Source organism: Bacillus cereus, assembly GCF_002564555.1.
GTDB lineage: Bacteria > Bacillota > Bacilli > Bacillales > Bacillaceae_G > Bacillus_A > Bacillus_A cereus_K.
The window spans coordinates 264,771-284,336 of the sequence record NZ_NUVD01000024.1 but is presented as its reverse complement, the minus strand read 5'-3'; the positions used below and the strand labels follow the sequence as shown (position 1 = coordinate 284,336).

The window sequence follows — 19,566 nt, the reverse complement described above, 5'->3', positions numbered from 1 at the left end:
CATATTATAAAAAAGGCTATTTTTGTTAAGTTCTTTTCGCAAAGATTGTTGCCAATGGATTATGTAAGAGTTATTAAGCTTATTTATAAACCACAAAAACATGCTCTCATCATGAAAGCATGTCTTTGTGAATTCTTTCACATTTTAAAATTTAAAAATAAACCTTTTACTTACCATGATGTAACATTAAATCACTTAGTTCTTCCTCAATGTGATTTAATTTCGCAACGCCTTCTTTCCATTTATGAATATAACGTGAAACCCCAACGAAAAATACAACAAAAATTGTAGAAAGAATAATACCATACACGATTGTTACAGTACTCATAGTTACACTTCCTTGTAATTAATTATATTTTTATTATAAACCTTTTTTTTATAAAATGCTTTGATTTCAACTTTTTGTAACAAAATTGATTTTTCTAACATTTTTTCACAGTATCATGAACTGTCTCCGAAATATCAACAAGTAATACTTTCGCCCCTAACTCTGCAAACACATGAGCAATTCCAGCTCCGTTCCCTATCGCAGCTCCTGTAACAAAAACGTTCTTACCGTCTAGTTTCCCCATTTCATAACCCCCTTATAGAAAATAGAACGCCTTTACACTTTTATCAAACTAAATATTCCATTTTATTCTTTCAAGATCTCTATTTGTTAAAAAACGTGCAAAAAAAGGAAAAATTTTCACAAATTATACAAAACTTCACCATATGTACTATTACCATATGAGTTATATTATTTAATAGAATAAAGGGGATGATATACTATGACGACTTGGTTTATTGTAATGTTAGTTGTATTTGGGGCTTTTAAAATTATCGTTTCTAGCCTTCCGAACTCTGTTATTGAATCCATTATTAGCAGGTACGAAACACACCCACAGCTTGAAGAAGAAAATGTTACTGTTACAATCAATGGAAATAACTTAGAAGGTGAACAGAAATCTCAAATTATTCATGATTTTAATGAAGGGTTATTTTTAGATCGTTATTATGCGCCACCACAAAATGAAGGAACTCCTTTAATTATCAATGCAAAACGTGGCAAAAAGGATTTTACATTTTATATTTATAGTCATGAAGAGCATGTCGATGTTGTAAAACAACATAAGAAGAAAGTGGTCGCTTATAGTTTGCGCTCTAAAAATCTTCAAAATAGTGATATGTTTGTTTCAGCTGATTTAGCTTAAAAGGCTGTCGTTATATACGACAGCCTTTTAAACTATAACTCTATTTATTTTTCTTCGCTTCAATTTTTGCTTGCGCCTCTTCAGCCTTATCTAATGCGTCTGAAACTTTTTTCTCTTTTTCCTTCACGTCATCTATACTATCTACAGCTTCAATAAGTTTATCGATCCCTGCTTCTTCTACCTTTTTCCTCTTTGCCACTCTTTCATTTACTTTCTCTTCCACATCTTTTGCTTTTTGAAGCATATTCTCTGCATTTGATGTTACAGCTTTTTCAAGTGCATCGTCTTTTTTCTTTTGTAACACTTCATTTGCAATGTCTTTCGCTTCTAAATATTTACCGTCTTTTAATGCGGTTGCTCCGTGATCCATTATCTCGGCGACTTCTTTATATGACTTCGCTTCATTTCCTGATTTTTCTTTTTCTGCTTTTTCAAACCACATTGTCGCATCACTATATTTTTCACTTTTCAATGATTGCATACCTGTTTCAATATACGTGTCATAATTACTACACCCAGTCATTACGACTAACAGAAAAAGCATAACAAAACTTATTTTTTTCATGATGTTTTCTCCTTTTCTTTGTCTGCTCACTTTACTGTAACATACATGAAAAAGAGTTTCAAAAACTATAATACTAATTTAGTCATTTATAAATAAATAATAAGATTGCAAATTTTTTATTAAGCTATTTCTCTAAAATAATTTACTTCTACCACTCATTTTTGGAAAAGCATCACATAAAAAAGCGTTATTTTATTTATACTCACAAATAAAATAACGCTTTAACTTCAAAATTCTTATTTATTTTTAAACCGACACATCCACTTGTTTTTTCGCCATATGTTGCTTTACTCCAACTAATACAACTAACAATAAACCTCCGCCTAATGACATCATTACAATGCTAGTTGGCAACATATCTAATAATAATCCATATACAATCATACCAAGCGGCGCGATTGCAGTAGCAATTGTTTCAAGCAGGCCGAATACACGCCCTAAATAGCTTGGATCTGTCGTCTTTTGCATATGTACTTGCATCGGGATATTTACTATCATCATTGAAATACCCGTTAAAAGCATAAACACCATATAGTAAATGAAGCTTGCTACTTTCGGAATGGTAACTAACAATGGGACGACTGTACATAAACTCAAACCCGCAAATAAAAACAGCCCAATATAAATAGAACGAAACAGATTATTCACTTCTTTACGTACTGATAAAACGATCGCACCAATTAGCATTCCGACTGCTAACATTCCCTCTACAGTACCGAGTTGCTTTGAAGATAAATGCAATGTTTGGACGATAATGTACGGAAGTGCAACGGTTAGCCCACACGCAAAAAAGTTTACCCACAGTGCTATTTTCATTAAACCATATATTTCATGCTGTCGTTTTACATATGAAAAACCTTCTTTTATACTCATCAAGAAATGCTCTTTACTCTCAGCCACTTCTTTTTTATATAAATCAAATGCGATAAATAATTGCACAATAACTGCTAAAAAGAATGTAATGCTATTTAATAAAAAGAACGACTTAATTGACAAGAAACCAAATACAACTCCGCCAATAATCGGCGCTAAAATATTTGATAAAGAAGCTGCCGTTTGATTTAAAGCACTCGCTTTTTGAATACGTCCTTCATCAACTAAATTAGGAATAGATGAAGTAAACGCAACAGAATAAAAACTTGCGCAAATTGATAATAATGCTGCTGAAACATAAATAAACAGAAGTGACGGTCCAAACATAGTAGCAAGAATAAACATGATAAGCATTGTTAAGCTACTTAACAAATCAGTACCAATGACAAGCCATTTTCGATTAACGCGGTCAGCTACAGCACCTGCAATTGGTCCACAAATCATCCTTGGAAGTGATCCGCAAATAAGCGTAGTTGCAAATCCCATCCCTGACCCTGTTGTCTTTAATACATATAATCCCATTGCAAACGTATATATCCCTGCACCTAATAAAGACGTTATTTTTCCGATTATCATCAAAATGATATTTCTCGTTGCAACCCTCATTCTTGAATCATTTTGACCTATACTTACATCTCCCATTTTGACACTCTCCCCTTAAAAGTTAAATTGTGTTAAACTTATTATATAATCAACTTTCCAACTTTTACAACAAAAAAGTTTAATTGTATTTAACTTTTTTAACTATAAAGGAGCAATCATATGACTACTCTCGGTGAAAAAATAAAAACATTACGAAAAGAAAAAAAGCTTACTCAAGCAGAACTAGCAGGTTCAGAACTAACAAAAAGTATGCTAAGTCAAATTGAAAATGGCAAAGCTACCCCCTCCATGAAAACATTACAATATATCGCTGATAAACTTGAATGTGAAACGAGTTTTTTATTAGAAGAAGATGATGGAGAAATTGTAGAACTCATTACAAAAATGGAGCAACTCATAAAGGAAAATAAATGCGATGAAGTATATGACACTTTACTACCTATCGTTCAAAAAGAGATGCCCCCTACTTTAAATACCGCTCGTTTATATAAACAATTTATTACCGGAGCGGCTATAATGAAAGATTACAATATTGAGTCTTACGTTGAAAAAGCTACCTCTATATTTGAAAAATATACGTTATACCGGGACAGTACTGAAACAAAATTAACCTTTTCATACGCGCTATTCACACGTAAAAAGTATGAGGAATGTTTGCAGCTAATTGCTAGCATTCGAGATGATTATGAAACGAAACATTTAGAAATGGATCTTATTATACACATTCAATTATGTTTAAAAGAGGCCATTATTTTACTAGCATGTGGCGATTATGAAAAATGTGAAAAAACGATATTAGAGGCACTCGCGTTTTCAAAAACACATCAAGTGTATTATAAAACAGATGAATTTTACCGCATATTATCTTATCAAAAAGTCATCACGGCTGATAAAGAACAATATTTACACTACATAAAAAAATCTGAGCAATTTGCCATTTTCACAGAAGATACTTTATCTGCTGCGATTGTTGATATTTTAAAAGCATACTACTACAACACAATTACTAATGAATATACAATCGCATTAGAACATCTAGAACAATTTCGAGAAAAACTAAAAGATGAGCCAATTTTTCAAGACGATGGATTGTATCATCTTGAAAAAGGAAAAGCTTTGTACGGTTTAAAACATTACGAAGAAGCTTTAAAAACATTACAAAGTGCTATCATGCCAGATTATATGAGTCATCCACTTGATCAAGCATGGCTTACAACAGCAGGGGCATATCGCGCTCTTTGTTATGTAAAACTTAACGATAAAAAAAGAGCTCTTGAGGAAGCTACAGAAGCCGCTCAAAAGATACAATCCTATCCCGATTCCATATTCTCTTCATTCATTAAAGAAACATTACAAATAATACAAAAACTTTAAGAATGTCTCTAAATGGTATATTATTCCTCCTTTTTAGCAAAGATAATAATGATGGGAGGAATATAAATGAATATTCAACGTGCAAAAGAGCTTTCTGTGTCATCTGAACAAGCTAATGTCAGTTTTCAAGGCATGCCTGTTACGATTCAACACGTCGACGAAAGCAACGAAACCGCCCGCATATATGAAGTAAGAAATCCAGAACGCGAATTAACGGTTCCCGTTAATAGCTTAGAGGAAATATAAAAAATGCCACTTCAATTTTTTTGAAGTGGCATTTTTCTTTTATTATATATTTCATCACTAGTTTTTCCTAACAACTTATTATATGTTTGCATCTTACGAAACTTCTCATTTACATCTTCTGTTTTTAAATCATCAACCATTTTTTCATAACGGATCACTTGTGTCTTATATACATAATTATTTATATAATTAGCAACCAATGGATATAGAAATAGAGATAAACCTGCAAGGAACAATACTAAACTTATTAATCACCTTCTCACACGCTCACCACACAATACATACTATTTTCGTTTTTTTAAATAGATTACTAGGAGGCTGATACAAATAATAACAATAGGAATAACAAACATCCAATCTTCTAAAATGATAGGTTTTGTTATCATTTCTTTTTCTACAATATCATAGGGAATCCGGTGCCCTCTCACTAGTAACCTATGTGTGTTCACTCCATAAGGGGTACACGTAATTAACGTTGCATAATCTTGTCCTTGTACAACCAATAGATCTTCTTTTTCATTTGGTAATACAATTTTTATCTGATCTACCTTATAGGCAAGTACTTTATCTAATGAATGTATATAAAATATATCATTCTGTTCGACTTTATCTAAATGAGTAAACATTAGTGCTGAAGGTAAGCCACGGTGCCCAGTTAAAACTGTATGTGTATTTTCTCCTCCTACTGGTAATGAGGATTCATTTAACTGTCCAATCCCGCGGCTTAACACTTCTTCCGTCGTTCCTTGATAAATCGGAAGGTTCACATCTATTTTAGGAATTTCTATATATCCCATAACATCGCCGATATTTAACATATCTACATATGAACTTTTTCCCTCATCACTATTTTCATGAAATGGGTCCGAAAATGTTTGCGTCGTATTTTGAACGTTCTTATTATACTCTCGCGCTTCTGTTTCTTTACGATTAATCTCTTCCTGCTCCAACTTCTTTACCGCTTCATCATACGCACTTACTTCTGAATAGTGTGTTCTCGTTGCAAACCAATTACTTACAGTCGGATATAGAAATATACTTAACCCTAGTAAAAAAATACTTCCAAAAATAATATTTCGTTTCATAACATCCTCTTTCACTTCGGATAAAATGTGGAAAAGAGGAAAGCAATATGCCTTTCCTCTTTTCCAAACTCAATTATTATAAAATATGAATTAAGAATTTTTCACAGGTTTCTTTCTAAAGAAAATAAATGCTGCTGTCACCATTAATAACAGACCAACTGCTGTGAAAAGAATCGTTCCCATACCACCTGTTGCTGGAATAATCCATCCACTCTTATTGTTCTCAACTTGCAACTCAATTACTTTATGATCTTTATCTATTTTAATATCAATCGGATCTCTTAATTTTTGATATTGTTCTACCGCACCGTCTTCATCTTCATACTTTGGTGCTACCGTTTCAACAATTTGATATTCACCATATGGGATTTCATTCCATGTAATAATACCATTTGCATCGGTGATATCATCCATTTTCTTTTTGTTTACTGTTACAACATTTCCCTTTTTATCTCGTAATTCGAACCTTGCGCCTTCTAATTTCAACTTCTTATTCTTACCGTCAACTTTTTCAATTTCAATAGTTCCCATTGTCGGTGTAACCACTACTTCATTAGATGGTTTTCCATCTTTTTCTGATGTAACATCATCTTTGTTTACAAAATCAAGTACTGCTTTGTTCGGAATTTCCACTCCAGATTGAACATCACTTTTAATTTTTGCAGTAATCTGTAAGTGTAATTCTTTCCCTGTTACTTTCGAAAAATCTTCTACTGAAGCCATAACCTTTTGTCCAGCTACAACTACGTTAACAATACTCTCATCAACCTTTTTACCGTCAATCATTACAACTGGAGTCCCAACGATTTCTAGACGATTATCTAAAACATCAGTTACGACATAATTTTTATACGTTTGAATATCCTCAGGAAGCAATGTTTTAATATCGTACGTATACTCTGTTTCACGATTTATTCCCGCATTTTTCGAACTATCATTAATCGTTTTTTCAATTGTAGGTTCTTTATAGTTTTTTACATCTTTCTCCAACTTAACTAGTTTACCAGTTTCTTTAATAGAGAAAGGATATTCTTCTTTACTTGTTAAATAGCCTTTTGGAGCCTTCTCCTCAATAAAATAATATTCCCCATACTCTAAAGACTCCACATGAATTTTACCATCTGAATCTGTTACTAATGGATGCGGTGTTTTTATTTGCGTGTTTGTGCCGTTTTCATTTTCCTTAAATAAATGGAATTCCGCACCTTCTAATACACGATCTCCCTCACCTTTTTTTATTAACTCTACTGATCCACGTTTCGTTTCATTCTTAGGATAAATATGAACGTCGTAATTTAAATCTTTACCGTCCGCACTTGTCATTGGAATATCTACAATAAAAGTGCTCTTATCTAGTTCAATATGCTCTGGTCCATTAATAGCTTTTACTTCATATCGTCCTAATGGAAGATTTTGAAAGACTGCTTCCCCATTTGCATCTGTTACTTTTGTAATAGCACTCTCTGTAACATCTTTAATACTTTCTTTCGCTACTTTCCCATCATTTATTTGCTCAAATGATGCGATTCGTTTAATTTCAAATGTTACATCTTTTAAAGGCTTTGCTCCCTCTGGAACACTTTGTCCTGCCTTCCCATTACCCTCTACACCAGGATTCCCATCCTTCTGTTCATACTTATGAATCGTCAAAGTACCTGTACTTCTTGATTCAGCACTTACCGTCATGTTCATTAAAGTTGAAAAAGCTAATACACATATTAATAATAAGCTAAAAATCCTTTTCATCATTCTTCACTCCTCTATTATGTCTACTTTTTTTACAAACTACTATCCTATTTCACGCTCTTTCTTTTTCTAAAAAACAAGTAAGCTGTTATGAACATCACCATTCCACCGATTACATAAAAAACAATTGTTCCTATGCCACCTGTTTCTGGGATCATCCATTCATTTTTATTATTTTGTACCTTTATTTTCTGTACCGATGCTCCGGGCGTCACATTAATTTCAATTAGCTCTTGCATAAGCATGTACCCTTTTGGTGCTTGTACTTCTTTCAACGTATATTTCCCTACTAACAATGGATTAGAAATCGCTATACCATCTTTATTCGTTGTTAATTCAGATACTACATTCCCAGCGTTATTTATCACTTGGAATACCGCGCCTTCTAATTTAAGTCTTTCGTCTATCGCATCTACTTTCTCAATCTCTATTTTTCCGAAAGATGGTGGGACAATAACCGCTTCGTTTGATACAAATTCCTTTTGATCAAATAGTAACTCCGCTTCATTTTGTATACCACCATTTGCAATATACGTTTCTAGAGGCTCTACACCTGTACTTATATCCAGCTTTGATTTAATATGCATCGTGTATACTTGATTCATAAGATATTCATAACTACCTTCTCGCTTCGGTAATTCAAATTTCACCTTTTTCGACTGCTCATCGATTTCTGGTATACCTTCTATCTCTTCACCATTTGCATTTACTAATCTTACTTGTTCAACTTTTAAAATATCTTCTAAATTATCTTGTAATACTATTTTTTCGAGATTTACTACATCATTTCCGAAATGATAGTTTACATGCCATGTAAACTCTTCATTCTCACTTTGTAATGTTGCCTTTTCTACCTCTGTTTCATCTGCATCAGAAACTGTCTTTATAATCTTTGGTTCTTTCGCTTCCACTTTCGTTTTTACATTCGGTTTTTCTTGTGGTAAATCTTCACCATCTGGTGTTTTCCCTTCCACAACCGCTATATTTTCGATTTCTTTCGTTTTTAATGATTCTTTTGTAACTTTCACCTTGAATGTTACAATTCGTTCTTCTGTATCAAACACATCACCAATACTAACTTTAACTGTATGATCCTCATATGATCCCGCATCTTCATCTATAACATCAGTCAATGAATTCCCATTCAATTTCATACTACCTACTACATACTCTACTCCTTCAGGTAATTTATCTATTAGACGCATGTCTTTAATAAGTCCATTTTCTACTGTATTTCGCATCTTGATTTTATACTCTATTTCATCATCGACATGAACCTGTTCATTTGGCAGACTAATTATTTCTTTTTTCGACTCTAGTTGTCCGTACATCCAGTCAACCAACGTTACGACTTCTGGTTTCTCTTGTTCTGGTACACTAATAGACTCTACTACTGCACTATTTTTTATTCTCTTATTTGCCATTTCTGGCTTGACAACTACTTCAAATGTAATTGCCTTTTCCTCATTTCCATTAAGGTCACCTATATTGGCATATATAATTCCATCTTTTATATATGCACTATCATCATCTTCCGCATCTGTTTGTTCCTTTCCATCTATCTTCAATGTATTCGGAACATACTCTACACCTTCAGGTAATTTATCGGTTACTTTTACAGACTGTAATATAGAGTCGTTTACACTATTTTTAGCTTTTATCGTGTACTCTAGTTTATCTCCTACTTTAAGAGTTCCACCGTTTACATCTTTAGCTAGTTTTACAGCCTTGAGTTCACCTTTTCTTACGTCAAGATCAGGCTTTACTTTCACTACTATTTTATTAGAATCGTTTGCCTCAATTTTCCTTCCTGTCAGCTCATCGATCCCTTGAACAACTGCAATATTTGGAATTTCACTTTCTATCTTTTCCGCCTTTACTTTCGCCTTAAATTCAACGATAGTTTCAGGCATTTTATCAGTATAAATTCCGCCTTTCGTTGCACTTGCCCCTTCACCGATTCTTATCGTTAACTTTCTTGTGTTTACATCATAATCAACTTGATCGTCCTTTGTTTGATCTGTTTTCTCTCCTATGTTCGGACCAGAAATAATTTTTACTGAACCGGGTACATATTCTAATCGTGAATCTAGCACATCCTCAATTTTCGTATCAACTGCACTCGAATTCGGTTCAATATTTTTTACTTTTAATCGATATACGACTTCTTCATCTGGTTCGTACTTTTCTTTTGCATTAACTACTGATTTCTCAATAGCAAGTTCTGGCGCTGTTGCATTGACTGCAAAAGCGAGAGTATTTAAAACATGATCATCACCATTTGTACCTATTCTTAATTTCACTTCTTTTTGTCCAGGTTGAATATATCCTTCTGGTAAATTAATTAAATCTATATCAATCCCTAAATTATTCCGATAATCAGGGCTGAACTTACCTGGATATTTATCACGCATATGTTCCTCATACTCGGAAATAGCTGAATTAAAGATATTATCAGCTGGATTCAGCTTATCAGTTACAGCTTTCCAATCATTATTCGAGAAAATCTGAAGCGTATCTCCCTTCCAATATCTATCTCCTTGTACCGCAAAAACAGATATTTTCGAATTTAAAGTTCCTTTACTATCAGCAAGGAAGTCTTGTACAGCAAATTCTTTAAACCCTGAGCCGGATGCTCTTTTTAATCCACCATCATAAACAGTAAAAGCTTTTCTCGTTTTTGATTTATCTTTCGTAACAACTAGCATGTACCATCCTGCAAACGAATAATACCCACTACTATAAGCATAGTATGAATTCGGATAAGGAATATTTGCTACCGTATAGCTTCCTCCTTTTGAATTAGACGTTTTCAAATGTTGCGTCACATCTGCATAATTGGAATAATACGTACCATTTATTCCAAACCCGTAAGCTAATCCACTTCCATAGTAAGTATAACTTGGAGATACATCAAAACTCCTTCCAGTTGGGGTAGAAAATTTGATAGGCGCAGTATATTTTTGCTGTGTTAATTCATAGCGTGTTGAACTCCAATATAATCCCGCCCATTCAATTTCCGCTTCATCTGGAATAGGAATGTATGCCTTAGAAGAATTTGAGGTTTCTGGATCATCGTCAACATCTATTAATTGCCTCTGTTGACTAGCTGGTGTAGTCTCCCACGCCATATAATCTACATCAGAATAGAGTATCTTATCTTCCCTTGCCGGATCAGCCTTGACTCCTAAATTCACATTACCAGTGGAATACATATCTCCTTTATGAATAGATCGATAAGTAGGTTTATCGAACCCCTCGTCATCTGTTACCGCTGCACTCACAGTATCGATCGGACTCAAAAACTGGAACTGCGATAATAGTAAAAATAAACTCATAACAACTACAAGTGCATTTAATATTTTTTTATTTTCTTTTATCCTATTGTGCAAAAAGGTCACCTCCTTAATTACAATTTACTAGTATATTATATGTATATACTTTATACGTATTATTCTAATATAAATCTTACTATTTGTTAATGAAATATATTGCTAATTTGAATTTTAAACATTTTAACATAGGAATTTACAGATTCAAATATACTATTTAATTATAATTAAACCTAGAATACAAAATGGAAATTCCATACTTTTTTCTCTAATTCTTAATATTTTATATGTCTGAATTATTTAATTTCTATAAATAAATACAAGTAACAAAAGAAGCTTCATGCTTCTTTTCTTTTTATTTCGTGCTAAAATTCAAACTATGAAATGATTTTACAGGGGGAATTTGTATGGAGAATACGCCACAAAAAATTAATCCTTATTATGCAGTTATATTCACTTCTAATCTATCAAATGATACAACAGACTATAGCATCATTGCCGAAAAAATGGAGAAACTCGCAAAGCAGCAACCTGGATTTTTAGGTGTAGAAAGTGCGCGCGGTAATTCGGGAATCGGAATAACAATTTCTTATTGGGAATCACTTGACGCAATTGAAGATTGGAAAAACAATGCCTTGCATAAAGAAGCGAAAAAAAGAGGCCGTGAGCAATGGTATGAAAACTTTCATCTTCGTATCTGCCTTGTAGAGAAAGAATATACGTTTCAAAGGGAGAATTTGTAATGATGAAGAAAAAATTAGCCCTTATTGTTGTACATGAAATATACGGTGTGAATAATCATATGCATCAAGTTATTGACCACTTCACTTCATCCCATATAGATGTATTCTGTCCTAACCTCCTACAATCGCAGCACGTATTTCATTATAGTGATGAAGAAAAAGCATATCATCATTTTATGAATCGTATTGGATTTGATTATGGAAAAGAACAGATTGAAGAATTCGTTACTAAGCTGTCCAATAGTTACACACATATAGGACTTATCGGCTTTAGTGTTGGAGCTACCATCTCATGGCTATGTAGTAACAATCCAAAACTAGATTTTATCATTGGATGTTACGGTTCTCGCATACGCGACTATGTTCACATGAAACTTACATGTGCTACACTACTTATTTTCCCTGAAAAAGAATCTAGTTTTTCAGTATCCTCCTTAATGAAAACATTGCAGCAACAAAATAACCCTTTATTAGAAATTAAACAACTACATGGTGAACATGGATTCCTAAATCCGTACTCTGAAAAATATAACGAGCAATCTACAAAGCAAGTATACAATCTAATAGATTCATTCCTTATGAAAACAATATTGTAAAGGAGGTTTACATGTGACTTACATTACTGTTACTCATATTCATAGTCATTCCTTTTATTTCAGCAATATCCCTTTTCTTTATATCAGTTAAGAAAGGGACATTTTTAAAACGTCCCTTCTTACAATCTATTGTCGTTTGCATTTTATTCTTTACAAATTGGATGCTATATTTAACAAATTTTTACTCGTTACTCCCCAAGAAAATTAGCGAGTTCCTATTCTTACCCATTTGGTTCTTCCTTTGTATTTTAGGATTTATCGTATCCATACGTGAATGGAAAAATAATCAGGTGTTTTCCATATGTATCAGTTTTCTTTCTTTTATTAGTTTTCTATTTGGGTTATTGTTGTTAGTTCTTTCGGGGATGTAAAAGAAAAAGGAAGAAAAGCACGCTATCAACTTTTCTTCCTTCTATGTTTACCTTTAGGTTTCACTGTCACTGATTCACAAGGTGTGTAATAAATTTGAGGTGTCGCCTTATCAACAAACATCATAAACGTAATGAAGCCGATAATAAAGAAAATAAACAACGTTAACAAAATTGCCCCTATCGTTAAAAGTATCATAACACCACCCCTATATATTTCATGTTATTACACCTTTCGCTACTATATAAGCGTAATCCTGTTTAGAAAAAGAAACGTAACAAAATAATCACAATCACTCCAGTTAATACTGTTCCTAATAAACTACGAGTATATATCGCGACAAGAAATGTTGGAATTGCTGCGATAAGATAATCCCACTGCACTGTCTCATGCATAAATAGTACTTGTGCTAAAAGTGCTGCTAATATTGCAATCGGTATGTAATTTAACCACTTTAAGCCCCAGTCTGGAATTTGTAGTTTACTAAATACGAGAAGAGGTAATATACGTGGTACGAGTGTGACAGCTCCTGCCGCTAGTAAAAGTAATAATACGTCTAATCTTATTTCCATTTTTCAATCATCACTCCAATCGTCGCAGCTAACAGTGTTGCGATAATAACAGCTATACTATCTGGCATAAATAAGTGCGAAACGTACGCAATAATAATCGCTACAATTGCAACACTAAGATGAATTATTAGTTTCGGTTTGCTACTTATTAACTGGAGAACAAATAACCCGATAAACATTGCTGGTAACGCATAATCCATCCCGTATGTATGAGGATCTGGTATCCACTCACCAAAAAGTCCTCCAATAACTGTAGCGAAAATCCAATTTAAATATGCTGTTACATTAAGTCCAATCATCCATTTCTCGCCTAAATAGCCCTTTTGTGCTGCTTGTTGCACTGCAACGCCGAATGTTTCATCTGTAATTTGCGAACCAATTATTAAGTTTTTAAAAAGAGGTATCTTTGTGAAGTAAGGTGCGAGTGCGGCACTCATTAATAAGTGACGCAAATTAACAAAGAACACGGTAAAAATAATTGCGGAAGCAGGAGCACCTGCTGCATACATACCTGCTAATATAAACTGAGCAGAACCTGCATAAATTAAAGTGGACATAAAAGCAATTTCAATGATGGAGAAACCTGCTGTTTTTGCAATCACACCAGCTGCTATACCGATGCTCAAATATCCAAATACTGTCGGCAGACAATCTTTTACACCTTGCTGAAATGTATCCTCGCTCTGCAGTGTCATATGTGCTTGAGCTTTATTCACCATTTTCTCCCTCCCTTTCTTCCATACTACGTTTTCCTGTTACGACATGGACTAAATCTATATTTTCACGCCATAACGTATCTAATTTATCAGTACCAAATTCTTTCGTGATTTCTTCCACCATAATATCGTGCCGAACATACTCTGTGGCAACGATCGAACTTCCCGGTAGTAGTTATAATTATACCTACTAATATAAATAAGAAAGAAACGACGGTCAACTGATAATTCGGAATTTTAAAATTAATAAAGGAGGCTCCCACAAATGGGAGTCTCCTTTATCTCAATATTTCATTCGCTTCTTTTTCATAAATTTTATCAAATGAAGTCATAACGCGCTGTGATGCTTGAATCATTTTTTGACTCGTCATAAGATCTGCCATCTCTTTCGTCATATCTACATTTGAATTTTCTAGCATATGATTTTTCACAATCCCTGTACCGTTCGGTAAACCAGCAATGTTACCTTCTGCTAGTGTAAAGCTTTTGTTTTCACGTTGCACAAGGCGATTATTCGTTTCTGCATCTACTGTTTTTGTTTGCAAGCGGGCAATATTATTTTGTGTTATTTCATCATATAATGTACCATCTGCTTGTACAGCGACCTTTGCTCCTTCTGGAATACGAATACGTTCATTATTCTCTCCCATTACGAAAGCACCTGAAGATGTTTGCAAATAACGATCACTATTTAATGTAAAACTACCATCTCTCGTTAAAAACGTTTCATCATTTTTAGTTGTAACGAAAAATGATGATGTTCCGGCCGCACCGTCATCTAAAAAGAAATCTGTAGCACTATTTGTAATTTGTACATTTCCTTGCACTAAGTTCACATGCGTCGCAGCTGGTACTACGGCGTAATCGACCGAACCGATATTTGTCGTGGCTCCATCTCCGCTGCGATATGTGTCCTGTACATCAAATACTTTGGATATCATAGTTTCTGCTTTAAACCCTGGCGTTTGAGCATTTGCAACGTTATTCGAATGAACATTAATACGCTGCATGTAATTCATCATACCCATAGAACCTATATAAAGACCGTTCATACTCGTTTGAATAAGGCAGACGCCTTATTCTTCACCTCTTTTCTACGATGTTTGTAACATTTGTTTCGCTAAATGTTCAGCTGTAGCGATATGAATATGTTGCTTCACATCTTGGCCGTCTGTCATTAATACAATGGGAGCCGATGATACTGCTGGAATTTTCAACAATTCGCCACTACTTGCTGTTTCATCAAATTTCGTAAACACAATACCATCTATATGAATATCTTTAAAGTTCGTAATAATTTCAATCATATCTTTACTCTTCATAGAAGCTGATAACGTTAAACAAATATAATCTGGTTCTATTTGTCCCATCGTTTCAATCATTTCTTCCACTGTATCTGACGTACGATAATTATTTCCGGCTGTATCAATTAAAATATAATCGACGCGTGCTTCTTCCTTAAAATAAGTAAGCGCTCTTGTCATTGCAGCTTCATCACGCACAGCAATAACTTCAGATCCAATTGTCTTTACGTAATCTTGTAGTTGTTGTACTGTCCCAATGCGAGAGTGATCTGTCGTAATAAAACCAACCGTTTTTTTCTTACCATGAAACTGCCACGCCATTTTCGCAAGTGTCGTCGTTTTCCCAACGCCAGTTGGACCAATTAAGGCAATTGTTTGCACTTCTTTTTCAAAGACGTTTTCCGTATTGAAATGAGATCTCATATCTTCCAGTATGTATCCGATGACTTCCTCTTCTGTAATCATCGTTGCGTTCTCAAACTTCACTTTTAACTTTTCAGCATATGCATGAATGAAATATTGTTCCACATCGTTTTGTTCTAATAACCGGATCACTTTTTGAATAATAAACGGTACAGATTGTTACTGTCCTTTTTTTACAACTACTTCTTCTTCCTTAACCTGAACGACTTGTTTCTTTTTCGTTACTTTCGCCTCTTCCGTCTGTTTCACAACGACGATTCCTTTTTCAAACAGCTTTAATAGTTTCTCTTTTTTCCTTGCCCATTCTTCACTATTTCCTGTTTGCATCGCCGCATATGACATAGAGGTCGTTACGTTTTCTAAATTGTGCAAGACCGATTGAATTCCATTCGCCTTCACAATTTCTTCTGAAAGATCACCTACAACATCCATTAATTGTTCATGAAATTGAGCTGTTCCTTCATTCACTTCTTCCTGTTTATCCTCAGGAAAAGCAACTAACATTTCATAATTCTTTTTCCAAAAAAACGGGATATTTCGTTTTACACTTTCATCGACAACGTAATAATAATCTGTACCATATTGGTCAAATAACTTTCGATACAATTCATTTTTCGAAGCTGCTTTTATTCGCATTAACGCTTCTTTTTCCCCTGTACTTTCCATTACTTCACCCCCTACTATTCAATATAAGCAATTTGATCTACAACAATTTCTGGTGCTAATTCACTAATACAAAGCACTTGTGTTTCTATTTGATATCGCTCAAGAAGTCTTACAATCGCAAATCTGAAATCTTTCCTGCGCGTTAACAGTACCGGTTCTCTTCCCATTAAACGGGCTTGTTTAAATACGCGCTGTACTTGCTCAACAACACGTGTTTCCAAATCTAAATCCCAGTTTAATAAGTAGCCTTGATATGAATTGTTTACAACATCTGCATCTAATTCTATTGAATCAGAGAAGAGCGCCGCATAAATTTTCCCGTCAGGATTTTTCGCATGTTCACAAATAACTTTTGAAATACATTCACGAACGAATGATGTTACACCATCAACATGGTTTTGATAAATTTCTTTCCCATCAATAATCCCTTCAATAATTGTTGGTAAATCACGGATTGAAATTCCTTCTTTTAGTAGTTGTTTAATAACGTTTTGGACGAGCGATAAATCAATTTCTTTTTTCTTAATCTCTTCCAATAAAACGCCGTGATCATTTTCAAGTGAGTTAATTAAATCTTTCACGTGCTGACGCTGAATTAACTCGTGAAGATTACGTCTAATAACAACATCTAAATGCGTAATTAATATGCTAAGTGGCTCTAACACTTGATAGCCTTTCATTTGTGCATCTTGCACCATATGCTCTAAAATCCAATAACCGTCTTCACCGAAAATTGGATCTTTCGCTGGTTCCGCATCTAAATCCGCCATTACGTTCGGTGTTTTTAGCGCTAATAAATAACCAGACTTTAATACACCTTCAGCTGCCTTCGCACCTTTAATACGAATAATGTAACGTCCACGTGGTCTAAAACTCGTATTATCTTTAAAGTTGATTCCAGGAACGTTAATACCTAGGTCGGTAATAATCGATTTCCTCATCAGAACAACTTTATCACGAGCCGTTTCCCCATTAATTTTTTGTTTTACAAGAGCCGCTAAATCTAATCCAAGCTCTACAATAATTGGATATTTATCTGTAAAGACTCCAAATGAGTCTTCCACTTGCTGCAGTTGCTCTTCATCGCTTTGAATCATTTCTATCTCTTTTTGAAGTTCCTCTTCTTTCTCTCTCTTTATTCGCTTTTTATTGCGAATTCCTAAGAATATGATTGTTCCCCCAACGAGAGCAAATGGTAGAAATGGTAGCGGTGTAAATAAACCCATTGCAATAAATAAGCCACCAAGCGCGTATACAACGACTTCATGTGCTAATAACTCTTTAAAGATACCTTCTGTTACTGTATCAGACGATCCGTCAAATACACGCGTTACGATAATACCAGTCGAAATCGCAAGCATTAACGAACCAATTTGGTTTACGATTCCGTCACCGACAGTTAACTGCGTATAATGAATAGCCGCTTCTCCAAAGCTCATTCCTTGCTGCATCATTCCGACAATTAAACCGAAAATAATGTTTACGAATAAAATGACAATCCCGAAAATAACGTCCCCTTTAATGAACTTCCCGGCACCATCCATCGCTCCGTAAAACTCTGTTTCCATATTTAACTTTTTTCGTTTTTCTTGTGCATCTTTTTCTGTAATAATTCGCTGGTTTAAATCAGCATCGATAGACATTTGTTTCCCTGGTAAAGAATCAAGTGTAAAACGAGCCGCAACCTCAGCTGTACGAGACGCACCGTTTGCAACGATAAACTGGAATATGATTAATACTATAAAAATAACAATACCAATTAATAAGTTTCCGCCAATTACGAACTGGCCAAATTCTTCAATAACATGACCCGCATTTCCATCTGTCAAAATCGCTCGCGTCGTCGAAACGTTAATCGATACGCGGAAAATCCCAATTAATAACAACATCGTCGGAAATGACTTTAATTCATCCCACTCGTTAATACTTGTCGCTCGCATATAAATAAGTACTGACATACTTAGTAGAAAAACGATAATGATATCAAGTATAAATGGTGGAAGTGGAATTAAGAGCGCCACAACGAATGACGCTGCTAAAAAGATAGAAAAATAGGTTCTAGCAGAATCCATCTTAAACAAAGAGATCCCCTCCAAACGCGCTATTACACTTCAAGTTCGTTCGTTTGAATTAAATAGCGCATAACTTCAATTACAGCTACGTATAAATCTTCTGGAATCGTCTCATCTTCCTCGACTTGATAATATAAAGAACGAGCAAGTGGACGATTTTCCACCATTGGTATTTCTTGTTCACGGGCAAGCGTTCGTATATATAATGCGAGCTCATCTTCCCCTTTTGCAACGACAATTGGCGCTGCGTCAACGTGTTTATTGTAGCGAAGTACGACTGAAATGTGCGTCGGGTTATTTACAATAAACGTTGCACCATCCATCTTTTTCGCAATTGTTCCTTGCAAGATTGCATGCATAAAGTTTTTTCGTTTCCCTTTTACTTGTGGGTCCCCTTCATTATCTTTATGCTCCCTCTTTACTTCTTCTTTTTTCATCTTAATATCTTGTTCGTACTCCCACTTTTGATAAATGAAATCAATAATAGAAAGAACGATTAAAATAATTAAAATAGCTAAAAAGATAAATTTAATTTGCCTAATAATTTCAGTAAGTGACGCAGTCCAGTTAAACCCAATCATACTCACGATTTTCTCTAAATTCTTTTTAAAGAGAACATACGCAACGTAACCGATTAATCCCATATAGAATAGTGATTTCAAAATATCTACTAAACTTTTACGACTAAATAGTCTCGTAAAATAGTTTTTCGGATTAATACGTGATGCTTTCGGCTTAATGACTTTAGAAGAAAATAAGAAGCCGACTTGAATCATATAATTGAATAAATGAAAAGCGTATACGAGTATTAATATAGGAGCAGATACTTTTAGTAGTAAAATCCCCATTAAATACAAATACTCCGTCACATCTGTATTTTTTCCAATTTGATCAAACAGCACCGCTACGGAATTCGCAATCTCATAACCAAGCCAATCTCCGAAAAAGTAAACGACAACTGCTAATACGAGAATGGAAAATAAATTATTTAAATCTTTACTCCGGGCAATATTCCCTTCTTCACGCGATTTTTTACGCTTCTGCGGGGTGGCCTTTTCTGTTTTATTATCCTTTGCCATACGCGTCCC

General features: G+C 34.3%; 19 protein-coding genes and 3 pseudogenes. 6 read left to right on the top strand and 16 right to left on the bottom strand.

Going from position 1 to position 19,566, the window contains the following annotated elements; translation table 11 throughout:
* Positions 1–166: 166 nt before the first annotated feature.
* A complete protein-coding gene (locus COI75_RS16030; protein ID WP_000109004.1) occupies positions 167–328 on the bottom strand; it encodes a hypothetical protein in 162 nt (53 codons plus the stop codon).
* Between the two features lie 94 nt (positions 329–422).
* Positions 423–572, bottom strand: coding sequence for a hypothetical protein (locus tag COI75_RS26960; protein ID WP_170958489.1), 150 nt, complete (start codon positions 570–572; stop codon positions 423–425).
* Positions 573–770: 198 nt separating this feature from the next.
* Here COI75_RS26960 and COI75_RS16025 point away from each other — a divergent pair, with 198 nt between their 5' ends.
* On the top strand, positions 771–1,193 hold the full coding sequence (locus COI75_RS16025) for a YfmQ family protein (protein ID WP_098380409.1): 423 nt from the start codon (positions 771–773) through the stop codon (positions 1,191–1,193).
* 40 nt (positions 1,194–1,233) lie between these two features.
* Here COI75_RS16025 and COI75_RS16020 read toward each other — a convergent pair whose 3' ends face one another.
* Both COI75_RS16020 and COI75_RS16015 read right to left on the bottom strand, forming a co-directional pair.
* The gene (locus COI75_RS16020; RefSeq protein WP_098380408.1) at positions 1,234–1,758 is read right to left on the bottom strand and encodes a DUF4398 domain-containing protein; all 525 of its coding nucleotides are present in this window, start codon (positions 1,756–1,758) and stop codon (positions 1,234–1,236) included.
* Positions 1,759–2,004: 246 nt separating this feature from the next.
* Entirely contained in the window at positions 2,005–3,273 is a 1,269-nt protein-coding gene (locus COI75_RS16015) for an MFS transporter (protein WP_000503123.1), read from the bottom strand.
* A 120-nt stretch (positions 3,274–3,393) separates the two neighbouring features.
* Between COI75_RS16015 and COI75_RS16010 the strand changes: the two genes are divergently transcribed.
* A complete protein-coding gene (locus COI75_RS16010) occupies positions 3,394–4,608 on the top strand; it encodes a helix-turn-helix domain-containing protein (protein WP_000209212.1) in 1,215 nt (404 codons plus the stop codon).
* 66 nt (positions 4,609–4,674) lie between these two features.
* Entirely contained in the window at positions 4,675–4,854 is a 180-nt protein-coding gene (locus COI75_RS16005) for an H-type small acid-soluble spore protein (RefSeq protein ID WP_001025746.1), read from the top strand.
* Between the two features lie 56 nt (positions 4,855–4,910).
* On the opposite strand, the pseudogene COI75_RS27805 reads toward COI75_RS16005, so the two are convergent.
* From COI75_RS27805 to COI75_RS15985, 4 genes and pseudogenes are all read right to left on the bottom strand, one after another.
* Positions 4,911–5,102: pseudogene (locus COI75_RS27805) on the bottom strand (class C sortase); the annotation flags it as partial.
* Positions 5,103–5,138: 36 nt separating this feature from the next.
* Entirely contained in the window at positions 5,139–5,939 is an 801-nt protein-coding gene (locus COI75_RS15995) for a class C sortase (RefSeq protein WP_000827784.1), read from the bottom strand.
* A 90-nt stretch (positions 5,940–6,029) separates the two neighbouring features.
* Positions 6,030–7,685 (bottom strand): SpaH/EbpB family LPXTG-anchored major pilin, encoded by a 1,656-nt coding sequence (locus tag COI75_RS15990; protein WP_000821086.1) that lies wholly within the window; start codon positions 7,683–7,685, stop codon positions 6,030–6,032.
* A gap of 47 nt (positions 7,686–7,732) precedes the next feature.
* Positions 7,733–11,086 (bottom strand): isopeptide-forming domain-containing fimbrial protein, encoded by a 3,354-nt coding sequence (locus COI75_RS15985; protein WP_232288619.1) that lies wholly within the window; start codon positions 11,084–11,086, stop codon positions 7,733–7,735.
* A gap of 338 nt (positions 11,087–11,424) precedes the next feature.
* Between COI75_RS15985 and COI75_RS15980 the strand changes: the two genes are divergently transcribed.
* The 3 genes from COI75_RS15980 to COI75_RS15970 are packed head-to-tail and all read left to right on the top strand — an operon-like array spanning position 11,425 to position 12,727.
* Positions 11,425–11,760, top strand: a complete 336-nt coding sequence (locus COI75_RS15980) for an antibiotic biosynthesis monooxygenase family protein (protein WP_000432308.1) — start codon at positions 11,425–11,427, stop codon at positions 11,758–11,760.
* 2 nt (positions 11,761–11,762) lie between these two features.
* On the top strand, positions 11,763–12,356 hold the full coding sequence (locus COI75_RS15975; protein ID WP_033657177.1) for a dienelactone hydrolase family protein: 594 nt from the start codon (positions 11,763–11,765) through the stop codon (positions 12,354–12,356).
* 26 nt (positions 12,357–12,382) lie between these two features.
* Positions 12,383–12,727, top strand: coding sequence for a hypothetical protein (locus COI75_RS15970; protein WP_232288636.1), 345 nt, complete (start codon positions 12,383–12,385; stop codon positions 12,725–12,727).
* 25 nt (positions 12,728–12,752) lie between these two features.
* Here COI75_RS15970 and COI75_RS15965 read toward each other — a convergent pair whose 3' ends face one another.
* From COI75_RS15965 to flhB, 8 genes and pseudogenes are all read right to left on the bottom strand, one after another.
* On the bottom strand, positions 12,753–12,923 hold the full coding sequence (locus COI75_RS15965; protein WP_000602231.1) for a DUF3951 domain-containing protein: 171 nt from the start codon (positions 12,921–12,923) through the stop codon (positions 12,753–12,755).
* Positions 12,924–12,985: 62 nt separating this feature from the next.
* Positions 12,986–13,297: an AzlD domain-containing protein gene (locus COI75_RS15960; protein ID WP_000405864.1), complete on the bottom strand. Its 312-nt coding sequence runs from the start codon at positions 13,295–13,297 to the stop codon at positions 12,986–12,988.
* Entirely contained in the window at positions 13,288–14,016 is a 729-nt protein-coding gene (locus tag COI75_RS15955) for an AzlC family ABC transporter permease (protein WP_000247293.1), read from the bottom strand. The genes COI75_RS15960 and COI75_RS15955 overlap by 10 nt, the downstream gene beginning before the upstream one ends.
* A pseudogene (locus tag COI75_RS15950) lies at positions 14,006–14,182 on the bottom strand (TrmB family transcriptional regulator); the annotation flags it as partial. The pseudogene COI75_RS15950 and the gene COI75_RS15955, both read right to left, overlap by 11 nt.
* A 109-nt stretch (positions 14,183–14,291) precedes the next feature.
* Positions 14,292–15,065 (bottom strand): flagellar basal-body rod protein FlgG, encoded by a 774-nt coding sequence (locus COI75_RS15945; protein WP_001013916.1) that lies wholly within the window; start codon positions 15,063–15,065, stop codon positions 14,292–14,294.
* Between the two features lie 42 nt (positions 15,066–15,107).
* Positions 15,108–16,406 (bottom strand): annotated as a pseudogene (flhF, locus tag COI75_RS15940) (flagellar biosynthesis protein FlhF).
* A 14-nt stretch (positions 16,407–16,420) separates the two neighbouring features.
* Positions 16,421–18,487, bottom strand: a complete 2,067-nt coding sequence (gene flhA / locus COI75_RS15935; protein WP_098448463.1) for a flagellar biosynthesis protein FlhA — start codon at positions 18,485–18,487, stop codon at positions 16,421–16,423.
* A 23-nt stretch (positions 18,488–18,510) separates the two neighbouring features.
* Positions 18,511–19,557: a flagellar type III secretion system protein FlhB gene (gene flhB, locus COI75_RS15930; protein WP_001040123.1), complete on the bottom strand. Its 1,047-nt coding sequence runs from the start codon at positions 19,555–19,557 to the stop codon at positions 18,511–18,513.
* Positions 19,558–19,566 lie beyond the last annotated feature (9 nt).